Genomic DNA, 19,809 nt, shown 5'->3' with positions numbered 1-19,809 from the left:
ACTGCAGGGGGGACCCTGTGGGAGAGTAGGTCGCCGCCGAACAGTTTTTGTGGGGAAGCCCCGCACCCTTGTGGTGCGGGGCTTTCTCGCGTTCAGAGCGTCTAGTCTCGGACCATGCGCTACGAACTGGTCATCTTCGACAACGACGGGGTGCTCGTGGACAGCGAGCCGATCTCCAACACGATCCTGGCCGAGTACCTCACCGAACTCGGCCACCCCACCTCGTACCAGGAAAGCCTTCGGGACTACATGGGGGCCGCCGTGCACCGCGTGCACGATCTCGTCGAGGAGAGAACGGGCGGGAAGCTGCCCGACGACTTCGACGAGACGTTTCACTCACGCGTTTTCGCGGCGTTCCGCCAGGAGTTGGTGCCGGTGCCGGGCGTCGAGGACGTGCTGGCGGGGCTCGTCGCCGACGGGGTGGCCTACTGCGTGGCGTCGTCCGGGAGCCACGAGCGGATCAGGGTCGGGCACCTCAAGACCGGGCTGGACCAGTGGTTCGAAGAGGACTGGATCTTCAGCGTGGACGACGTCGGGCGCGGCAAGCCGGCGCCGGACCTGTTCCTGTATGCCGCCGAACGGATGGGCGTTGCCCCCGAGCGGTGCGTCGTCATCGAGGACAGCCCGCTCGGTGTGCAGGCGGCGAAGGCCGCGGGGATGGACGTGTACGGGTTCACGTCGATGATGCCGGCGGACCGGCTCACCGGGGTGACGGGCTTCTTCTCCGACATGAGCCAACTGCGGGAAAAGCTCGTGTGATCTCTCTACCCACGGGTAGAAGCCGGTCCTACGCTCGCCGCCATGAATGTGGCCATGACAGATGCGTGCCTGCGGCACGGCAGGGCCTCCCTCACGCTGAGCTTCTTCGCGCAGGGAGTGACGTTCGCTCTGCTCGTGACACGGATACCCGCGATCCAGGACCGGTACGGGATCCGACGGACTGCTGCCGGCGTTTCTGGCCGCGGTGCCGATCCTCGCCGGTGTGGGCAGTGTGATCACCGAGAAGGTGGTCGCGCGGGTGTGGCCGGGCGTCGTACTCAGGTGGGCGCAGCCCGTGGTGATGCTCGCGCTGGTCGCCGCCGGGGCCGGTGACGCGCTGTGGGAAGCGGCGCTCGCGCTCGGGGTGTTCGGGCTCGCCGTCGGGGCGCTCGACGCCTCCATGAACATGATCGGGGTGAGCCTCCAGCGGGCGTACGGGCGTTCCATCATGCTCGGGTTCCATGCCGCGTACAGCCTGGGCGGGATTGCCGGGGCATCGATGGCGTGGGCCGGGGCGCACGGGACCTCTCGCTGCTGATGTCGTACCTCCCGGCCGTCGTCGTGCTGCTGCCCGCCGCTTTCGTCGGCCGCCGGGTTCGCCGTGGTCGCGGCGGCCGACGGGGCGTGGGTCGGGATGCTCGGGTTCACGATGCTGGGGTTCGGGCTGTGCGTGGTCATGCCGCAGACGTTCGTCGCCGCCGGGCGGATGTTCCCCGGCGCGAGCGAGACGGCCATCGCGCGGCTCAACGTCTTCAACTATGTGGGCTTCCTGATCGGTTCGCCGCTCGTGGGGGTGCTGGGGGACGCGTGGAGCTACCGCGGGGCGATGCTGGTGCCGATGGTGCTGGTGCTCGCGACGCTCGCGTACGCCAAGTCGTTCGACGCGCCGCGTGCCCGATACGGTGGCGGGCATGAGCGGCCGGACACAGCTGATGTGGGATGACGCAGTCACGGGGTACGACTTCGGGGAAGGCCACCCGATGGACCCCGTGCGACTCGCCCTGACGATGGGGCTGGTGCGGGCGTTGGGACTCGACCGCGCCGTGGACGTGGTCGCGGGCAGGCCCGCCGGGGACTCGACCCTGCGCCTGGTGCACCGCGAGGACTACGTGGCGGCCGTGCGCGCGGCCTCCGCCGATCCGGAGCGGGCCGATCAGCGCTACGGGCTCGGGACGGTCGACGACCCCGCGTTCCGGGGGATGCACGAGGCGTCGGCGCTGATCGCCGGGCAGTCGGTGGCCGCGGCCGAGGCCGTGTGGCGCGGCGACACCGCGCACGCGGTGAACTTCACCGGCGGGCTGCACCACGCCATGCCGGGCGGCGCGGCCGGGTTCTGCGTCTACAACGACGCGGCGCTCGCCATCGCGCGGATGCTGGAACTGGGCGCCGAACGGATCGCGTACGTGGACGTCGACGTGCACCACGGCGACGGGGTGCAGGCGGCGTTCGGAGAGGACCCGAGGGTCCTGACCGTGTCGCTGCACGAGCACCCGCGCACCCTCTTCCCGCAGACCGGCTGGCCTCAGGAGACCGGTATCGGGGCGGGCGAGGGCAGCGCGGTGAACGTGGCGCTGCCCGCCGGCACGGGCGACGCGGGATGGCTGCGGGCGTTCCACGCGGTGGTGCCGGAACTGCTGGCGGACTTCCGGCCGCAGGTCCTGGTGACCCAGCACGGGGCCGACACGCACTTCGAGGACCCGCTCGCCCACTTCGCGGTGTCGCTGGACGCCCAGCGCGCCGTGATGGCGGCCTGTCACGACCTCGCCCATGCCCATGCGGAGGACGGGCGCTGGATCGCGCTCGGCGGTGGCGGGTACGAGGTGGTCGACGTGGTGCCGCGGTCCTGGGCGCATCTGGTGGGGATCGCCGCACACACGCCGGTGGATCCCGATTCGGTGATCCCGTCCTCGTGGCGGGACGAGGTCTACGCGCGGACACGGCGGTTGGGGCCGGCCCGGATGACGGACGGGCGCGCTCCCTCCTGGAAGCCGTGGGAGGAGGGGTACGACCCTGCGGACCGGCTCGACCAGGCGGTGCTGGCGACCCGGCGGGCGGCGTTCCCGCTGCGGGGGCTGCTGGCCTGAGACCCCGTCGTTCCGTGTCGCGGGCACTGGAGTTCTCGTACGCGCCGAAATCCGTTACGCCAACCGTGGGGCGTCGCCCGGCTTTTGGCCCTCCGTTCGGGTGGCTGGGGAAGCATCGGCGGGGTGTTGAGCACCGGTGCGCTGCGTGCGCATCTGCTGAGGGCCCGGCTGGCCGGACCCGTGGCCACGACGCGGGAGGCGAGCCTGCGGAGCTATCGGCTCTTCGCGGCCCGTGATCCCCGCATGACGCCCGGCCTTGCCCCCGAGGGGGACTGGGACGAGCCCGAACCTCTTCGTCTGATGGCCGACAAGTGCGGGGTCCCTGACGACCCGGCCTTCGTCTCGGGCCCCGACGTGATCGATCCCGAGCGGACCCTGGCGGGGCTGGAGGCGTTCGCCGGGCGGCTGCCGGAGGCCGCGTCGCGACGGTCGCCGGTGTTGTCGGGACCGGGCACCCGCATCGGCTGCTCGGTTTCTACGCAGTGCCGGCAGACGCCGTGTAGGCGGCGGGATGTCCCGTCCTCACCCCCGCGCAGGGGCGATGTATCGACATAACGACCCGGTTCGGCGTACGTACGTGCCGCCTCGATTACGTACGAGGGGGCGCGATGGTGCGTGAGCCGGGCGCACGGAGTCCCGGTGACGGCACCGGCGCACACACCCACTCGCCGCTGCCGGTACGGATCGCCCTGGAGGCGGCGGTGGTGGGCAGTGGGCGGCTTCCCGGGCTGGTCGTGGGGGACCACGGATGGGTCTGCGGGGCAGGTCAGCTGGGCATCGAGGCGATCGGGCCGGCGGACACGGACGACCCCGCGCTGTTCGTCGGGGAGGCCGAGGGGCGGGTGTCGGTCGTCGTGCCGCTCGACGACGCCGTGCGGTCCGCCTCCTGCCTGCCGCTCACTCGCTATGTACTCAATCGGGCGTGTCTGTCACAGTAGGCGGCCGGTCACCTCTCCTCTTCCCCACTCGCATCACCCGCCCCTAATCTGGGGAGTGAGCGCACAACGACGAAGAGTCACCGGAGGGGAAGCCGGTGCGCGTCTCGTGCGGAAGGTACAGGTGGGTCATGGCTGCTGGCAGCGAAAGGCCTCTGAACGAGGTCAAGTTTCTGACCGTGGCGGAAGTCGCCTCGGTCATGAGGGTGTCGAAGATGACCGTGTACCGTTTGGTGCACAGCGGTCATCTGCCGGCGATCCGGGTGGGCAGGTCCTTCCGGGTTCCGGAGCAAGCGGTTCACGAGTATCTCCGCGAGTCCTTCGTGGGGGTGGAATCCGCCTGATACCGGGGCGGAGTCCACCTGATATTCGCCTCGGATTACGTCCCTCACGTGGTGGCGGGTAGGCTAGGCCGACGTAGGTCGTGTGGGCCCAGACGCCCCGCACGGATCCCCGCTGGCGTGGGGATGTTCCGAGAAGTGAGCGAGGGTAGTCGTGGGCTCTGTTATCAAGAAGCGGCGTAAGCGGATGGCCAAGAAGAAGCACCGCAAGCTGCTCAAGCGCACGCGCGTTCAGCGTCGCAACAAGAAGTAAGCGAACGCGGTTCGTGATTCCGCAGCCCTCCCGCCGAAATGGCGGGAGGGCTGCGGCGCGTTGTGGAGAGGTACCCGCATTCGGGCCAAGAGTCGGAGGAAGCCCGCCGCGAGGTCGTCGCGGGGCGACGTCCACCCGCTACGGTGACGGCCAGGTAGAACCTTTCGACGGAAGGCGCTGATCTTGGGGAAGGTCGTGCTGGTCACGGGAGCGGCCCGGCAGCTGGGCGGCCGTTTCGTGCGGCGCATCCAGCGTGATCCGGAGGTGGACCGGGTGATCGCCGTCGACGCCGTCGCGCCCGGGCACTCGCTGGGCGACGCCCGGTTCGTGGTGGCGGACATCCGTCGGCCCACCATCGCGAGGGTGCTCGCGGAGCACGCGGTCGACACGGTCGTCCATCTGGACGTCTCCGCGAAGTCGGCCGGTACGGGAGGCCGGACCGCGGTCAAGGAGACCAACGTCATCGGCACGATGCAGCTGCTGGGGGCCTGCCAGAAGGCCCCGCGCGTGCGGCGGCTGGTGGTCAAGTCCAGTACGAACGTGTACGGTTCCGCGCCCCGCGATCCGGCGGTCTTCAGCGAGACGACCCCGCCCAAGTCGCTGCCCAGCGGCGGGTTCGCGAAGGACGTGGTGGAGGTCGAGGGGTACGTTCGGGGCTTCGCGCGCCGTAGGCCGGATGTCGCCGTGTGCGTGCTCAGGTTCGCGAACATCCTCGGACCGGAGGCGGATTCGCCGCTCGCCGACTATCTGTCGCTGCCCGTCCTGCCGACGGTGTTCGGGTACGACCCGAGACTCCAGTTCGTGCACGAGGACGATGTCCTCGACGTCCTGGGCATCGCCTCGCGGGATCCGAGGCGCGGGACGCTGAACAGCGGCACCTTCAACATCGCCGGGGACGGGGTGCTGCTGCTCTCGCAGTGCGCCCGGCGGCTCGGACGGCCGACGATGCCGCTGCTGCTGCCCGCCGTCACCTGGGTCGGCCAGGCGCTGCGCCGGGTCGGTATGACGGACTTCTCGCCGGAGCAGATCCGGCTGCTGACCCACGGGCGGGTGGTGTCGACCGTCCAGATGCGCGAGACCCTGGGGTTCCACCCGGCGTTCACCACCGCGGAGACGTTCGCGGAGTTCGCGCGCGGTCAGGGCCCCGGTCTGCTGCCGCCGGAGGCGGTGGGACGGGCGCTCGACAGGCTGGCCGCCGCACCGTTCACCGGGGTGGCGGGCGAGGCGCCGCGGATCACCGGGGCGGGCGGCACGTCCCCGACCCCCAGCGCCGGCAGGCAGTAGAACCCCCGGCACCGGCAGGCAACAGAGGAGCGCATCGACGATGGCGGACGCCAAGGTCATTCCGTTCGACGACGACCGTTCGCGGGCGGGCGGCCCACCGCGCTCCGCGCGGCGCAGGTCCACCGCGGGCCCCGGGGTCGGCACCGCGGCCGTCAGCGCCCTTCCGGGGCAGCAGGACGCCGAGCCGCCGCGGGAGGAGCCCGGCGGGTCCGGGCAGGCCCCGGAGACCGGTGACGGCTGGGAGCGGCGGATCGCCGCCGGGCTCGCGTTCCTGCGGCGGCGGGTCACCGGCGAGTACGAGGTCGACGAGTTCGGGTACGACGAGGAGCTGACCGACCAGGTCCTCATGTCGATGCTGCGGCCGTTGTACGAGAAGTACTTCCGGGTCGAGGTGCGGGGCATCGAGAACATCCCGTCGGACGGGGGCGCGCTCATCGTGTCCAACCACTCCGGCACGCTGCCGCTCGACGCGCTGATGCTCCAGGTGGCCGTGCACGACAACCACCCGGCGGGGCGGCATCTGCGGCTGCTCGCCGCCGATCTCGTCTTCGTGCTGCCCGTGGTGAGCGAGCTGGCCCGCAAGGCCGGTCACACGCTGGCGTGCACGGAGGACGCGGAGCGGCTGCTGGGCCGGGGCGAGATCGTCGGGGTGATGCCGGAGGGCTTCAAGGGCATCGGCAAGCCGTTCGGCGAGCGGTACAAGCTTCAGCGCTTCGGCCGGGGCGGTTTCGTCTCCACGGCGTTGCGGGCGGGGGTGCCGATCGTTCCGTGCTCGATCGTGGGCGCGGAGGAGATCTATCCGATGCTCGGCAACTCCCGGACGCTGGCCCGGCTGCTCGGGTTCCCGTACTTCCCGATCACGCCGACGTTCCCCTGGCTGGGCCCGCTGGGGGCGGTGCCGCTGCCGACGAAGTGGACGATCCAGTTCGGAAAACCGATCTCCACGAGCGGGTATCCGATGGAGGCGGCGGACGACCCGATGCTGATGTTCAACCTGACCGATCAGGTGCGCGAGCGGATCCAGCACACCCTGTACAAGCTGCTGGTGCAGCGGAGGTCGGTGTTCTTCTGACGGGTTCTCCCGCCAGGTCCTTCGACAGGATGCCTTCGCCGGATCCTGTCGAAGGGTCCTTACGGCGGCTCACCCCTCGATCTCCGGACCAGCTCGGGACGGCCGGTGATCGAGGGGTGAGGGACGGGTCACTCGTCCACGCGCTCGCTGTCGATGCCCAGACCCGGGAGCAGCCCGGGGAGGAGCGGGGGCAGCGTCACGTCCGGGGACGGCGGCGGGATGATCCGGCCGCCGGTGGACGGGTCGGTGCGCGGGGGCTGGGTGCCGAACAGTCCGTCCGTGCCACCGGAGAGCAGGCCCTCGGAGGTGGCGCTGCCGGAACCGTCGGTCGGGCGTGGCGTGGCGCCGTCGCTCGTACGGTCGTGGGGGACGTCCGGCGCGGAGGGCCTGGTCCCGCCCGTACGGGACGGGGCCGTGTCCCGTTCCCCGATGTCGGACCGCTTCGTGTCGTCGCTCCGTTCCGGGCCGCGGGGCAGCAGCGACTGCAGCGGTCCGACCTCCTCGTCTATGGCGTCGAACACCGAGCTGACCTGGTTGCCGACATCGGTCAGCTGCAGCGGCAGCCGGTCGCGCAGGCTGCTCCAGCTCCCGCGGTGCGAGCGGGAGAAGGAATCCAGGGTCTGGATCGGGCCGATGGCGCCGTCCCGCTGATAGGCCGCGCGGAGCAGGCGGTGGCCCTCGGTGGCGTCGTGCGTCATGCCGTTGAGCGTGCGCCGGATCTCACCGAGCTGTTCGTGGTCGAGGTCGCCGGAACGGGCGCGCTCCATCAGGCGGCGGGCTTCGCTCAGCCTGGTCGACGCCTGGTCGAGGTAGACCTCGCCGCGGTCGGTGTCGCCGCTGGCCAGCCCGAGATGGATGTCCTCCATGCCGCGCTTGAGCCCGTACAGCGAATCACCCGGCAGGGCATCGGAACTGGCAGCGGCCACTCCGCCGAAGGCCCCCGCCGCGACACCGACGGTGAGCCCGCCGGCCGCGAGCCCCTTCGACCAGCGCGAACGCGGACGCAGTTTCCGGAGCGCGGAGGCCCGATGGGCACCCTTCGTGCGCTGCTCGGGCACCGTAGGGCCCGCGGACGCGCCGCCCTCGGCGAACATGGCCTCCATGGCGGCGACGAGCTGGGCTCGCTGCACCACTTTGACTTCGGGATCCAACTCCGGCCGCGGTAGCTCACCGAGGCCGTTCGCCAGGGCCAACAGCGGCCCGTGGTCGGCCTGTTCGGCCGCTTCCTCGGGCTGTGCGGCCGCCTCGTCGCGGGGCGGCTGCTCCTCCAGGGCCTGGGCGAAGGCGTTCGCCCGCCGGTGCGCCGAAACGTTTGCGATCACTGGCGGCACCTCCTCTCGTCATGACGGTCGACTCCCCTGGGTGTCAGGAAGGTTGTACACCTTGAGCGCTTCCACACGAATGAGTGAGTGTCAGCGGACATGGGTGACGACAGGGGGCCTGCAACCGACACAACGAGGGGCGCGGCACTTGGGTTACGCAAGAAGAGTGACCGGACTTTGTGTGAGGAAGGTATCGCCAGGCGTGACGTCGGCGGGTCGGCCGAGCCGGGCGCGCGGCCGGACGAGGGGCTGATCGGGCCGGGACCGGCCGGGTGGGGCGGGTCGGTGATCGGGAGGCTCCGTGCGGGACGGCGGGGCCGTGGCGGTGCGGTGGGGACGGCTCGATCGGGGCTGTGCGGCCGGTCGGGGAAGGGTGTTCGGAAGGGAGGGTCAGCGGGCGTCGTCCGGCAGGAGGCGGGCCAGGGTGCGGACGGCGCGGTACTGCAGGGTCTTGATCGCGCCCTCGTTCTTCCCCATGACACGGGCGGTCTCGGCGACCGAGAGGCCCTGCAGGAAGCGCAGGGTCACGCACTCCTGCTGCTGGGGGTTGAGCCGCCGTACGGCCTGGAGCAGTGCGGCGTTGGAGAGGGATTCCAGGACGGAGTCCTCCGGGCTGCGCTCGACCTCGTTCGCGTCGAGCATCTCGCCGGTGGTCACCTCCAGGCGGAAGCGGCTGGACTTGAAGTGGTCGGCGACGAGGTTGCGGGCGATCGTGACCAGCCAGGCGCCGAAGTCGCGGCCCTGCCAGGTGAACGTCGAGATGCGGCGCAGGGCGCGCAGGAAGGTCTCACTGGTGAGGTCCTCCGCCGTGGCCTTGCCGCCCACGCGGTAGTAGATGTAGCGGTAGACGGTGTCGCTGTACTGGTCGTACAGGCGGCCGAAGGCTTCGGCCTCGCCGGCCTGCGCGCGCTCGACGAGCTCCATCATGCGCGCGCTGTCGCTGTCGGCGGTGGGACGGCGGACGGTGGACGTGGTTGTTGCGCCGCGGCTGCCGCGTCTTCCGACCGCCGCACCGCGTTCGGCCATGGCGTAGCAAGGGCCGACTGGCGCGGGGGCGGCGAATGCGGGTACGGCGTACGCGGTGGGGACGAAGCCGCGCAAGCGGTTGGCGACCGATGCGCGCAGCGTAGCCAGGCCCGAGGCGTCAACCCCGACGTGTGGGTACACGGGACTCCCAGAGGCAGAGCTTCCATCACGTGCAGTGCGAAACCCTCACTCGTCGTAGTGAGTCAGGGGTTCGGAATGCGTCTGAGGAGAATAACGCTTCGTGCAGACAGTGCTACACCCAGTTGCTCAAATCACCGATTACGTCGCTTCTGTAGCGACTAATCGACGTATCAAGTAGCACATCGTGACCGGTTATTGATCGGATTACTTCGTGATTTGCCTGCGAGGGGAACCGGGCGTGGCTGAGTGGGGGTGTGTCGACTGGTCGGGGCGACCGGTGGGCAGGGAGTCCCGATCGTGTCGTGTCCGGGCGCGACCGGGCTCCGCCCGGCGGGTGGTGGCGGCTCGACGGGCGGCGAACGACTGTGCGATCGGTGGGCGGTCCGGTGAACGGCGGGGCGGCCGGCCGGACGCGTCGGTGTGTCAGCGGCGGCGACGGTGCAGCGCGACGGCGGCGGCCGTGCCTCCCGCGAGGGCGCCGACCCCGGCCGCGGCGGGGATGCCGACCCTGGCCGCCTTGCGGCCCGTCCGGTAGTCCCGCAGTCGCCAGTCGTGGGCGCGGGCGTACTTGCGGAGCTTGGCGTCCGGATTGATCGCGTACGGGTGGCCGACCAGGGAGAGCATCGGGATGTCGTTGTGCGAGTCGCTGTACGCGGCGCAGCGGTCGAGGTCGAGGCCCTCGGCGGCGGCCAGGGCGCGGACCGCCTCGGCCTTCGCGGGTCCGTGCAGCGGTTCGCCGACCAGGCGGCCGGTGTAGACGCCGTCGATGGACTCGGCGACCGTGCCGAGCGCGCCGGTCAGGCCGAGTCGGCGGGCGATGATCGTGGCCGTCTCGACGGGGGCGGCGGTGACCAGCCAGACCCGTTGACCGGCGTCCAGGTGGGCCTGGGCGAGGGCGCGGGTGCCGGGCCAGATGCGGTCGGCCATGTATTCGTCGTAGATCTCCTCGCCGATCGCCATCAGCTCGGAGACGCGGTGGCCCTTGACGATGGACAGGGCGCTGTCGCGGGCGTCCTGCATGTGATCCGGGTCCTCGACGCCGGCCAGCCTGAACCATGCCTGCTGCCAGGCGAAGCGGGTCAGTTCGCGGCGCTGGAAGAACTTGCGCTTGTACAGGCCGCGGCCGAAGTGGAACAGGGCCGCGCCCTGCATGACGGTGTTGTCCAGGTCGAAGAAGGCGGCGGCCCGGTCGTCACCGGCGACGGGGAAGGTGGGTTCCTCGGGCTTCTTCTCCCTGTCCGCCCCTTTCTCCTTCCCCTTTCCCTTCTCCTTCTCCTTCTCCCTCTCCGAGTCCTTCTTCGGCTCGGCGGCCCTCGCGTTCTTCGTGGGCTTCGCCGTCTTCGCGCGGCCGGTTTCCCGGGCCTCGGGGGCCTCGGCGGCTCCGGGGGATCCGGCGGCTTCGCGGGCGGCGGTTGCGGAGGGCCGGTCGTCGTCGGGGTGTTCGCTGCGCAGGGCGGACTTCCGCGCAGCCTCGGCTGCGGCCTCGCCTGCCAGCACGCTCCGTGCTGTCGCGGGGCGTCTACGGGGTGTGAGCCATCCAAGAGCGGCCATGCCGTGAGCATAGCCATGTGCTCGGGCCCTTCCCGACCTGCCGGGATGCCGTGCCGTGAACTCTTGGTCGTCGCTTTGTCGAAGGAGCGGCGAAGAGGCGAAGAAGCCGGGCGGGGGTGTGGTCCGCGCTCCGGAGATCTCGCGGGCGGGGCAGGGGGCGGGCGCCGGACGGCATGCCGGGCGGGAACGCCTCGTGGTGCGGCGCAGAATGAGGGCATGAGCGCCATGTTCCGACGTACGAAGAAGAACCCCGCCGACCGGACGGTGACCCTCGTGGGCAAGCCGGGGTGTCACCTCTGCGACGACGCGAGGGAGGTGGTGCGGGAGGTGTGCGCGCAGACCGGCGCTTCCTGGGAGGAGAAGGACATCACGCAGGACGAGGCGCTGCACCGCGCGTACTGGGAGCAGATCCCGGTCGTCCTGATCGACGGCGAGCAGCACACGTTCTGGCGGGTGGACCCGGGGAGGCTGCGCGACGCGCTGGGTTCGTGAGTGAAACCCGGTTACCATCATGGGCGTTTTGAGTGGTCTCGGGGGAGTGGTAGTGAGGAGTGTGTGCCGCTTTGCCCCCTTCGGGTCTGCAACGGTTTGACGTGGTTCCCGGTTCCGGGATTGCGCGACGAAAGTTCGTGACCCCGGTCACGTTGACCGGACAAAACGGACACAATCTTTGTGCACACGTTCACAAAGACATAGCCTGCATTCGACGGGGCGGTCATGCGAAATACGGCCGCCTGGAGCCCCGCTCATACCGCAGGAGCACCGTGGCAACTGGCCGAACTCACCGACCGGCGACCCGTAGCCGAGGGATTCCCGAGGCCACCGTCGCCCGGCTTCCGCTGTATCTGCGCGCGTTGACCGCGCTCTCCGAGCGCTCGGTCCCCACGGTCTCGTCCGAGGAACTCGCCTCGGCGGCGGGGGTCAACTCCGCCAAGCTCCGCAAGGACTTCAGCTACCTCGGCTCCTACGGGACGCGCGGGGTCGGGTACGACGTCGAGTACCTCGTCTACCAGATCTCCCGCGAGCTCGGGCTGACCCAGGACTGGCCGGTCGTGATCGTCGGTATCGGTAACCTCGGCGCCGCACTCGCCAACTACGGCGGTTTCGCCTCCCGCGGTTTCCGGGTCGCCGCCCTGATCGACGCCGATCCCGCGATGGCCGGGACGCCCGTCGCGGGGATTCCCGTGCAGCACGCCGACGACCTGGAGACGATCGTCCGGGACAACGGGGTGTCGATCGGTGTCATCTCGACCCCGGCCGGTGCCGCGCAGCAGGTCTGCGACCGGCTCGTCGCCGCGGGCGTCACCTCCATCCTGAACTTCGCGCCGACGGTGCTCTCCGTGCCCGACGGCGTCGACGTCCGCAAGGTGGACCTTTCCATCGAGCTCCAGATCCTCGCCTTCCACGAGCAGCGCAAGTCGGTCGAGGACACCGGTGAGGCCGGAGTCGGCCAGAGCGCCGCCGGGGTCGCCCAGGACGTGTCCGTGCCGGCCGTGCCGGACGCGGAGGAGGCGCCGGTGCGTCCGGTCGCCGAAGGCCGTAAGGGACCTGACGGGGACATGCCCGCCGTGATGCCGGCATGAGTCTTCTCGTCGTAGGGCTGAGCCACCGCAGCGCCCCCGTCTCCGTACTGGAGCGGGCCTCGCTGGCCGGTGAGACACAGGCCAAGCTCCTCCAGGACGCGCTCGCCGCGGAGCCCGCGGCCGAGGCCACGGCACTGGCCACCTGTAACCGCATCGAGCTGTACGCCGACGTGGACAAGTTCCACGCGGGCGTCGCCGAGCTGTCCAGCCTCCTCGCCCAGCACAGCGGCGTGGGTCTGGACGAGCTCACTCCGTATCTCTATGTGCACTACGAGGACCGGGCCGTCCACCACCTCTTCTCGGTGGCGTGCGGGCTGGACTCGATGGTCGTCGGCGAGGGCCAGATCCTCGGCCAGATCAAGGACGCGCTGGCGCGGGGCCAGGAGCTCCACACCGCGGGACGGCTGCTGAACGACCTGTTCCAGCAGGCGCTGCGGGTCGGCAAGCGCGCCCACAGCGAGACCGGGATCGACCGGGCCGGGCAGTCGCTCGTCACCTTCGGTCTCGAACAGCTCGCGGCGGGCGAGGACGTCGCCGAGTGGGCCCGGGGCAAGCGCGCCCTGGTGATCGGCGCCGGATCGATGTCCTCGCTGGCCGCCGCCACCCTGGCCCGTGCCGGTGTCGCCGAGATCGCCGTCGCCAACCGGACCCGGGCCCGTGCCGACCGGCTCGTCGAGATCCTGGGCCAGCCCGGCGGCACCGGAGTGGCCGCCCGCGCCGTGGAGATGGCCGCGGTCCCCGACGAACTGACACGTGCCGACATCGTCGTCTCGTGCACCGGTGCGACGGGCCTGGTGCTGACCGCCGAGGTCGTCGCCGGGGCGCTCGGCCTGCCCCACGAGCCGGTCCGCGAGGTGTCCGCCGGGAAGACCGCGCCCGCCCGGAACGACGGCCCCGTCCGCCTCGCCCTGCTCGACCTCGCCATGCCGCGCGACATCGACGGCGCCGCCGGCCACCTCGACGGGGTGCGCCTCGTCGACATCGAGTCGCTCGCCGAGGCGTCCGCGGACGCCCCGATGGCCTCCGACGTGGACCAGGTGCGCACCATCGTCGCCGACGAGGTGGCCGCATTCGGCGCCGCCCAGCGGGCCGCCCACATCACCCCGACCGTCGTCGCGCTGCGCGCGATGGCCGCCGACGTGGTCGCGGGCGAGATCGCCCGGCTCGACGGGCGCCTCCCCGGCCTGGACACGAAGCAGCGCGCCGAGATCACGCAGACCGTGCGCCGCGTCGTCGACAAGCTCCTGCACGCGCCCACCGTGCGGGTCAAGCAGCTCGCCAGCGAGCCCGGCGGCGCCGGGTACGCCGACGCGCTCCGAGAACTCTTCGACCTCGACCCGCAGACGGTCGCCGCCGTCTCCCGGGCAGACCTGAACGACCCGAATCGAGGGCGGTCATGACCGACAACTCACCCCTGGGCACGGATGCCGCCAAGCCGCTGAGGCTGGGCACCCGGCGCAGCAAGCTCGCCATGGCGCAGTCCGGCCTGGTCGCCGAGGCGGTCAGCGAGGTGACCGGGCGGGCCGTCGAGCTCGTCGAGGTCACCACGTACGGCGACGTCTCCCGCGAGCACCTCTCGCAGATCGGCGGCACCGGCGTGTTCGTCGCCGCGCTGCGCGAGGCGCTGCTGCGCGGCGACGTGGACTTCGCCGTCCACTCGCTCAAGGACCTGCCGACCACCCCGCACGAGGGCCTCGTCCTGGCCGCCGTACCGGTGCGCGAGGACCCGCGCGACGTACTGGTGGCGCGGGACGGGCTGACCCTCGGGCAGCTGCCGTCCGGTGCCCGCATCGGCACCGGCTCGCCGCGCCGCATGGCGCAGCTCAACGCGTACGCCCGCAGCCACGGCCTCGACATCGAGACGGTGCCGATCCGGGGCAACGTCGACACGCGTATCGGATTTGTACGAAGCGGGGAGCTGGACGCGGTGGTACTCGCCGCGGCCGGGCTCAGCCGCCTCGGCCGGACCGGTGAGGCGACCGACTTCCTGTCGCCCGACACCGTCCTGCCCGCTCCCGGCCAGGGAGCACTGGCGATCGAGTGCGCTGCCGGCAGCGCCGACCTCGTCGCCGCGCTCGGAGAGCTCGACGACCCGTACACCCGGGCCGCCGTGACCGCCGAGCGTGCCCTGCTCGCCGCCCTGGAGGCCGGTTGTTCCGCACCCGTGGGTGCGCTGGCCGACCTCCGGGCCGACGGACAGGCTGTCAACGAACTGCGCCTGCGCGGTGTCGTCGGTTCCACCGACGGTTCCTCGCTGGTGCAGATGTCCACCACCGGTCCCGTTCCCACGTCGCAGGACGACGCGGCGGCCCTCGGTCGCGAGCTCGCGGCCGAGATGCTCGCCAAGGGTGCGGCCGGTCTTATCGGGGAGCGAGCACTTTGAGCCCCACCGGCCCCGCCGCATCCGACTTTCCGGCCGTGTCCGCCCACGGGCACGTCACCTTCCTGGGTGCTGGTCCCGGCGATCCGGGACTGCTGACCCTGCGCGCCGTCGAGGCGCTTGCGAGCGCGGACGTCCTTGTCGCCGAGCCGGACGTTCTCGGTGTCGTTCGCTGCCATGCGCGGGCAGGCGTAAGCGCACCCGAGCTGACGGTTGTTGACGCACAGTCAACCGCCGCCGGTGTCCCCGTTCTCAGGGATGCGGTCAATCTTGTCATGGAGGCAGCGAAGGGCGGCAAGCGGGTGGTCCGTGCGGTCCCGGGCGATCCGGGGCTGGACGCGGACGCCGGTGCCGAGATGCTGGCCTGCGCCGCCGCCGGTATCCCCTTCGAGGTCGTGCCGGGCATCGCCGAGGTCGTGGGTGTGCCCGCGTACGCCGGTGTGCCGCTTCGGGACGCGCAGGGCGCGGACGTCCGGTTCGTGGACGCCCGTACCGCCTCGGACCGCTGCTGGGGCGAGGTCGGCGCGAGCGACGCCACGGCCGTCATCTCGACGACGCTCGACTCGGTGGCCGCGGCCGCCGGTGAGCTGGTCGCGGCGGGCCGCAAGCCCGACACCCCGCTGACCGTGACGGTGGCCGGTACGACGACCCGCCAGCGCACCTGGACGGCGACCCTCGGCACGATCGCGCAGGTCCTGAAGCAGGCGAAGGTGTTGCCGTCGCCGGAGGGGCACCGCCCCGTCATAGCCGTGGTCGGTGAGCGCAGCTCCGCCGCCCAGCGCGACCAGCTCGCGTGGTTCGAGTCCAAGCCGCTGTTCGGCTGGAAGGTGCTCGTTCCGCGGACCAAGGAGCAGGCGGCGTCGCTCTCCGACCAGCTTCGTTCGTACGGTGCCGTGCCGCACGAGGTCCCGACGATCGCCGTCGAGCCGCCGCGCACCCCGCAGCAGATGGAGCGCGCGGTCAAGGGCCTGGTCACGGGCCGGTACGAGTGGATCGCCTTCACCAGCGTCAACGCCGTGAAGGCCGTCCGGGAGAAGTTCGAGGAGTACGGGCTCGACGCCCGTGCCTTCGCCGGGATCAAGGTCGCGGCCGTCGGCGAGCAGACCGCCGCCGCGCTCGTCGACTTCGGTGTGAAGCCGGACCTGGTGCCCTCCGGTGAGCAGTCCGCCGCAGGTCTGCTGGAGGACTGGCCGCCGTACGACCCGGTCTTCGACCCGATCGACCGGGTCTTCCTGCCGCGCGCCGACATCGCCACCGAGACGCTGGTGGCGGGCCTCATCGAGCTGGGCTGGGAGGTCGACGACGTCACCGCGTACCGCACGGTCCGCGCCTCGCCGCCGCCGGCCGAGACGCGTGAGGCGATCAAGGGTGGCGGGTTCGACGCGGTCCTGTTCACCTCGTCGTCGACCGTCCGGAACCTCGTCGGCATCGCGGGCAAGCCGCACAACGTCACGGTCATCGCGTGCATCGGCCCGGCGACGGCGAAGACCGCGGAGGAGCACGGGCTCCGCGTCGACGTGCTGTCGCCGGAACCCTCGGTGCACAAGCTGGCCGAGGCCCTCGCCGAGTTCGGCGCGCGGCGCCGGGAGGCGGCGAAGGAGGCCGGTGACCCGGTGACGCGGCCGAGCGAGCGGCGTCCGGGGGCGCGGCGGCGCCGTTCGACGACGACCTGACGCGTACAGATACGCGACACGCATGCGGACCGGGCGGTCCGGCTGCTTCGGCGGCCGGGCCGCCCGTCGCCGTTCCCGGCGCTCGCGGCGTTTCCGGGGGGCTCCGACCGGCGGGGATGCCGCTGGTTTTTCCGGTACAGCTGTCGGTAAACCGGTGATGTGTACGGGTCTAGTCTCAAGGCATGACTGTGTACGGAAACTTCCCCGGCTCCCGCCCCCGGCGGCTGCGGACGACCCCGGCGATGCGGCGCATGGTCGCCGAGACACGGCTCGACGCGGCGGACCTGATCCTGCCTGCTTTCGTACGCGAGGGCGTCGACGCGCCCGTCCCGATCTCGACCATGCCGGGGGTGTACCAGCACACCCTGGACACGCTGCGGAAGGCCGCCGCCGAGGCGGTGTCGGCGGGCGTCTCCGGGATCATGCTCTTCGGTGTCCCGGCGGACGAGAAGAAGGACGCCCGGGGCACGGCGGGCACCGACCCGGACGGCATCCTCCAGGTCGCTCTGCGGGCGGTGCGCGAGGAGGTCGGTGACGACCTCGTCGTCATGTCGGACCTGTGCCTGGACGAGTACACCGACCACGGTCACTGCGGTGTGCTGACCGCAGACGGCCGGGTCGACAACGACGCGACGCTGGAGCGGTACGCGGAGATGGCTCAGGTCCAGGCCGACGCGGGCGCCCACGTGGTCGGCCCCAGCGGCATGATGGACGGCCAGGTCGGGGTGATCCGGGACGCGCTGGACCAGACGGGCCACGAGGACGTGTCGATCCTCGCGTACACCGCGAAGTACGCCTCGGCGTTCTACGGGCCGTTCCGCGAGGCGGTCGGCTCGTCGCTGAAGGGCGACCGCAAGACGTACCAGCAGGACCCGGCGAACACCCGCGAGTCCCTGCGCGAGCTGGCGCTCGACCTGGAAGAGGGCGCCGACATGGTCATGGTCAAGCCGGCCGGTCCGTACCTCGACATCCTGGCGAAGTTCGCCGACGCGGTGGACGTGCCGATCGCCGCGTACCAGATCAGCGGCGAGTACGCGATGATCGAGGCCGCCGCCGAGAAGGGCTGGATCGACCGGGACGCGGCGATCCTGGAGAGCCTGACCGGCATCCGCAGGGCCGGTGCGCAGATGATCCTGACGTACTGGGCGACGGAGGTCGCGCAGCGGCTGGGCGGTCGCTGACCGTTCCGCGCGGCGGGGGACGAGCGCCACTGGGCACGGGTGCCTGGCGCCGCGAACGAGTTCCTGGAGTACGGGGCGGGGGCGGGATCGGGCCGCGCCGCCTACGCCGGGTCGTCGAGGGCGCGGCCCCAGGCCGTGAGGACGCGGGCCGCCGAGCAGCCGAGTTCGGGATCCTGGGCGAGGGCGCGCAGCACGTCGGCGCGGGCGTCGCTCGGGCCCGCCTCTTCGAGGGCGGCGAGGGCGTTGTAGCGGACCAGGACGTCTTCGCCGTCGTCGCCTTCGCCGTCGTCGCCCGTGCCGCTGTCCAGCACGGCGGCGGCCAGGGTCTTGTGCACGGCCGGGTCGTCGGCGTAGGAGCCGAGCGCATGAACCGCGTACTGGCGGACCAGGTCCTCGTCCAGGTCGTCGAGCGCGGCCAGCAGAGACCGGGCGACCGTCCGGGCGGTGACGGGATCGGACGGGGGCCACAGGCGCAGGATCGTGGCGGCCTCCACCCGGGCCAGGTCGTACTCGTGCGGGTCGGCGACGACGGATGCGAGGAAGGGCGCGGCCTGGACGGCGGTGTCGTCGGTGCCCAGTCCGGCGACGATCGCCCGTCGGCGGTCGTCGTCCGCGGGCAGGGCGCGGAACCCCTCGACGAGGAGGTGGAGATCACTCGCGGGCTGCGGCATGGGGCGGGGTCCTTCCAGGCTTCGGGAATCCGGCTCTGTCAGGGCCAGTCGACCATGGCCGTGAACACCAGCGTCGCGAGGAGCACGACACCGGGGGCGGCGACCGCGAGGGCGAGACCGGCGGGCGGCCTGCGCCGCCAGAGGACCCAGCTCGCCACCAGGGTGAACAGCGCCAGCACCAGACCGCAGGTGAACACCGTCCACGCAGGCTCGAAGCTCGCGTCGAACCGGTGGGCCTCGGCTCCGTTGCAGGGGTCGCAGGCCATGGGCGAGAGCCCGGCGTACATCAGCGCGACGCACGCCAGCGGAAGCGTCACGACCGTGGAGAGCAGCGAGGCGATCCAGGTGCGCGGCGGGCGGGGCGCGGTGATGTCGTCCATGAGGTTCCCGGTCATGCGTACGAGTCAACGCGGCTTCCTCGTGGGGCACATGAGTGCGGGTACTCAGTGCGGCGCCGGGTGAACGGACGGGATGCGCGGGCAGAAGGCGCGGGCCGGGGAGTGCGGGCCGGGGGGCCGACGCGCCCCCCGCGTCAGGTCCGCACCCGCCGGGCGATAACCCCGCCCGGGAAGGCGAAAAAGAAGCGAAACGCGAAAGTCAGTGAGGTTTTTCTCGCCCGAATCGAATACCGGAAACCTGAGGGCGATTTCTTTTTTTGTTGTCCGTGCGGCGGGAGTACGCGCTGACCTGCGCGAATGCCTCTTACTGCCCCGGCGGCATCGGGTCGACCGCTGTGCCACCAAACGTGAGATCCCCGGTCGGCCCATGGACGCGCCACCCGTCGCAGTGCGGGCCCTCCACGCCCCGGCCCCAACGGATCCCGGGCGTATTTCCGCATAGGTGGACATATCGGACCCGGCTCGCTACCTTCGAGTTGAAGGCGTCAAAGCTGCGCAGTTGCAGGCATGCAGCGCAATTGGCGTTCGGAAGCCGGAATCCACCGGCCCTCTCATGGTGCCCAGTGCACAACACACAGTGCAGAAGCCATTCCCTGGCTCGCGACCGCATTCGTCTGCGTCCGGCCAGGTCCGAGGCACCATCCACGCGTATTGACCTCGAGAAAGGGGATAGCTATGCGTGCAAAGCACATCATCGCTCTGGCGAGCCCCCTCGTCGCAGCAGCCGTGGCCCTCTCGCCGGCGGCGATGTCGCAGGCCGCGGCCGCCACCACGGAAACCTCGGCAACGACAGCCTCCGATGTCGCGCGTTTCCCCATGGACGATGCCGCCGAGGGCAAGGCCAAGGGCGCCAGGGACGGTAAGCGCGACGGTCTCACCGACAAGTGCGACCTTCGCCACTCGTACGCTCCGGCGAAGACGACGGAGGAGTACACGGACGCGTACTCGCTCGCGTACCGGACGAACTACGACACCTACTGCAGCGATGAGGCGACCACCACGCCGCCTTCGGGGCTCAACGATGCCGCCGAGGGCAAGGCCAAGGGCGCCAGGGACGGTAAGCGCGACGGTCTCACCGACAAGTGCGACTACCGCCACTCGTACGCTCCGGCGAAGACGACGGAGGAGTACACGGACGCGTACTCGCTCGCGTAC

The 19,809-nt window shown here is 71.1% G+C and carries 17 protein-coding genes and 3 pseudogenes; 15 read left to right on the top strand and 5 right to left on the bottom strand.

Annotated features, from left to right (window positions below; genetic code table 11):
• The first annotated feature begins 114 nt into the window (after positions 1–114).
• The 8 genes and pseudogenes from ACFYXM_RS35525 (at position 115) to ACFYXM_RS35490 (ending at position 6,728) form a co-directional block, all read left to right on the top strand.
• On the top strand, positions 115–759 hold the full coding sequence (locus tag ACFYXM_RS35525; RefSeq protein ID WP_389295791.1) for an HAD family hydrolase: 645 nt from the start codon (positions 115–117) through the stop codon (positions 757–759).
• A gap of 54 nt (positions 760–813) precedes the next feature.
• Positions 814–1,702 (top strand): annotated as a pseudogene (locus tag ACFYXM_RS35520) (MFS transporter).
• Positions 1,671–2,843: an acetoin utilization protein AcuC gene (locus ACFYXM_RS35515; RefSeq protein ID WP_389295790.1), complete on the top strand. Its 1,173-nt coding sequence runs from the start codon at positions 1,671–1,673 to the stop codon at positions 2,841–2,843. Before ACFYXM_RS35520 ends, ACFYXM_RS35515 begins: the two are co-directional and overlap by 32 nt.
• A 123-nt stretch (positions 2,844–2,966) precedes the next feature.
• Positions 2,967–3,781 (top strand): annotated as a pseudogene (locus ACFYXM_RS35510) (phosphatase).
• Between the two features lie 128 nt (positions 3,782–3,909).
• Positions 3,910–4,122 carry a helix-turn-helix domain-containing protein gene (locus ACFYXM_RS35505; RefSeq protein WP_014046653.1) on the top strand — a complete coding sequence of 71 codons (213 nt, stop codon included), beginning with the start codon at positions 3,910–3,912 and terminating at the stop codon, positions 4,120–4,122.
• 151 nt (positions 4,123–4,273) lie between these two features.
• Positions 4,274–4,372 (top strand): 30S ribosomal protein bS22, encoded by a 99-nt coding sequence (locus tag ACFYXM_RS35500; RefSeq protein WP_003948845.1) that lies wholly within the window; start codon positions 4,274–4,276, stop codon positions 4,370–4,372.
• Between the two features lie 183 nt (positions 4,373–4,555).
• Positions 4,556–5,656: an NAD-dependent epimerase/dehydratase family protein gene (locus ACFYXM_RS35495; protein ID WP_389295788.1), complete on the top strand. Its 1,101-nt coding sequence runs from the start codon at positions 4,556–4,558 to the stop codon at positions 5,654–5,656.
• Positions 5,657–5,696: 40 nt separating this feature from the next.
• Positions 5,697–6,728: a lysophospholipid acyltransferase family protein gene (locus ACFYXM_RS35490; RefSeq protein ID WP_389295786.1), complete on the top strand. Its 1,032-nt coding sequence runs from the start codon at positions 5,697–5,699 to the stop codon at positions 6,726–6,728.
• Positions 6,729–6,856: 128 nt separating this feature from the next.
• On the opposite strand, the gene ACFYXM_RS35485 is transcribed toward ACFYXM_RS35490, so the two are convergent.
• The 3 genes from ACFYXM_RS35485 to ACFYXM_RS35475 all read right to left on the bottom strand — a co-directional run bounded on the left by ACFYXM_RS35485 (position 6,857) and on the right by ACFYXM_RS35475 (position 10,768).
• Entirely contained in the window at positions 6,857–8,050 is a 1,194-nt protein-coding gene (locus tag ACFYXM_RS35485; protein ID WP_389295784.1) for a DUF5667 domain-containing protein, read from the bottom strand.
• Positions 8,051–8,440: 390 nt separating this feature from the next.
• Positions 8,441–9,217 (bottom strand): ECF subfamily RNA polymerase sigma factor, BldN family, encoded by a 777-nt coding sequence (locus ACFYXM_RS35480; protein WP_389295782.1) that lies wholly within the window; start codon positions 9,215–9,217, stop codon positions 8,441–8,443.
• 423 nt (positions 9,218–9,640) lie between these two features.
• Positions 9,641–10,768 carry an HAD family hydrolase gene (locus ACFYXM_RS35475; protein ID WP_389295780.1) on the bottom strand — a complete coding sequence of 376 codons (1,128 nt, stop codon included), beginning with the start codon at positions 10,766–10,768 and terminating at the stop codon, positions 9,641–9,643.
• Between the two features lie 216 nt (positions 10,769–10,984).
• Between ACFYXM_RS35475 and ACFYXM_RS35470 the strand changes: the two genes are divergently transcribed.
• The 6 genes from ACFYXM_RS35470 to hemB all read left to right on the top strand — a co-directional run bounded on the left by ACFYXM_RS35470 (position 10,985) and on the right by hemB (position 17,585).
• A complete protein-coding gene (locus ACFYXM_RS35470; RefSeq protein ID WP_073787230.1) occupies positions 10,985–11,260 on the top strand; it encodes a glutaredoxin family protein in 276 nt (91 codons plus the stop codon).
• Positions 11,261–11,532: 272 nt separating this feature from the next.
• Positions 11,533–12,351 carry a redox-sensing transcriptional repressor Rex gene (locus ACFYXM_RS35465; RefSeq protein ID WP_389295779.1) on the top strand — a complete coding sequence of 273 codons (819 nt, stop codon included), beginning with the start codon at positions 11,533–11,535 and terminating at the stop codon, positions 12,349–12,351.
• Positions 12,348–13,751, top strand: coding sequence for a glutamyl-tRNA reductase (locus ACFYXM_RS35460; RefSeq protein WP_389295777.1), 1,404 nt, complete (start codon positions 12,348–12,350; stop codon positions 13,749–13,751). The genes ACFYXM_RS35465 and ACFYXM_RS35460 overlap by 4 nt, the downstream gene beginning before the upstream one ends.
• Positions 13,748–14,734 (top strand): hydroxymethylbilane synthase, encoded by a 987-nt coding sequence (hemC, locus tag ACFYXM_RS35455; protein ID WP_389295776.1) that lies wholly within the window; start codon positions 13,748–13,750, stop codon positions 14,732–14,734. The genes ACFYXM_RS35460 and hemC overlap by 4 nt, the downstream gene beginning before the upstream one ends.
• On the top strand, positions 14,731–16,404 hold the full coding sequence (locus tag ACFYXM_RS35450; RefSeq protein ID WP_389295774.1) for a uroporphyrinogen-III synthase: 1,674 nt from the start codon (positions 14,731–14,733) through the stop codon (positions 16,402–16,404). Before hemC ends, ACFYXM_RS35450 begins: the two co-directional genes overlap by 4 nt.
• 182 nt (positions 16,405–16,586) lie before the next feature.
• The gene (gene hemB / locus ACFYXM_RS35445; protein WP_389295773.1) at positions 16,587–17,585 is read left to right on the top strand and encodes a porphobilinogen synthase; all 999 of its coding nucleotides are present in this window, start codon (positions 16,587–16,589) and stop codon (positions 17,583–17,585) included.
• A gap of 101 nt (positions 17,586–17,686) precedes the next feature.
• Here hemB and ACFYXM_RS35440 read toward each other — a convergent pair whose 3' ends face one another.
• Together ACFYXM_RS35440 and ACFYXM_RS35435 are read right to left on the bottom strand one after the other, a co-directional pair.
• Positions 17,687–18,256: a hypothetical protein gene (locus tag ACFYXM_RS35440; protein WP_389295771.1), complete on the bottom strand. Its 570-nt coding sequence runs from the start codon at positions 18,254–18,256 to the stop codon at positions 17,687–17,689.
• A 38-nt stretch (positions 18,257–18,294) separates the two neighbouring features.
• Entirely contained in the window at positions 18,295–18,651 is a 357-nt protein-coding gene (locus ACFYXM_RS35435; protein ID WP_389295769.1) for a hypothetical protein, read from the bottom strand.
• Between the two features lie 678 nt (positions 18,652–19,329).
• On the opposite strand from ACFYXM_RS35435, the pseudogene ACFYXM_RS35430 reads away from it, so the two are divergent.
• A pseudogene (locus tag ACFYXM_RS35430) lies at positions 19,330–19,809 on the top strand (hypothetical protein); the annotation flags it as partial.

This window comes from Streptomyces sp. NPDC002476, from assembly GCF_042889785.1.
Taxonomy (GTDB): domain Bacteria; phylum Actinomycetota; class Actinomycetes; order Streptomycetales; family Streptomycetaceae; genus Streptomyces.
This window is presented reverse-complemented; position numbering and strand designations above follow the sequence as displayed.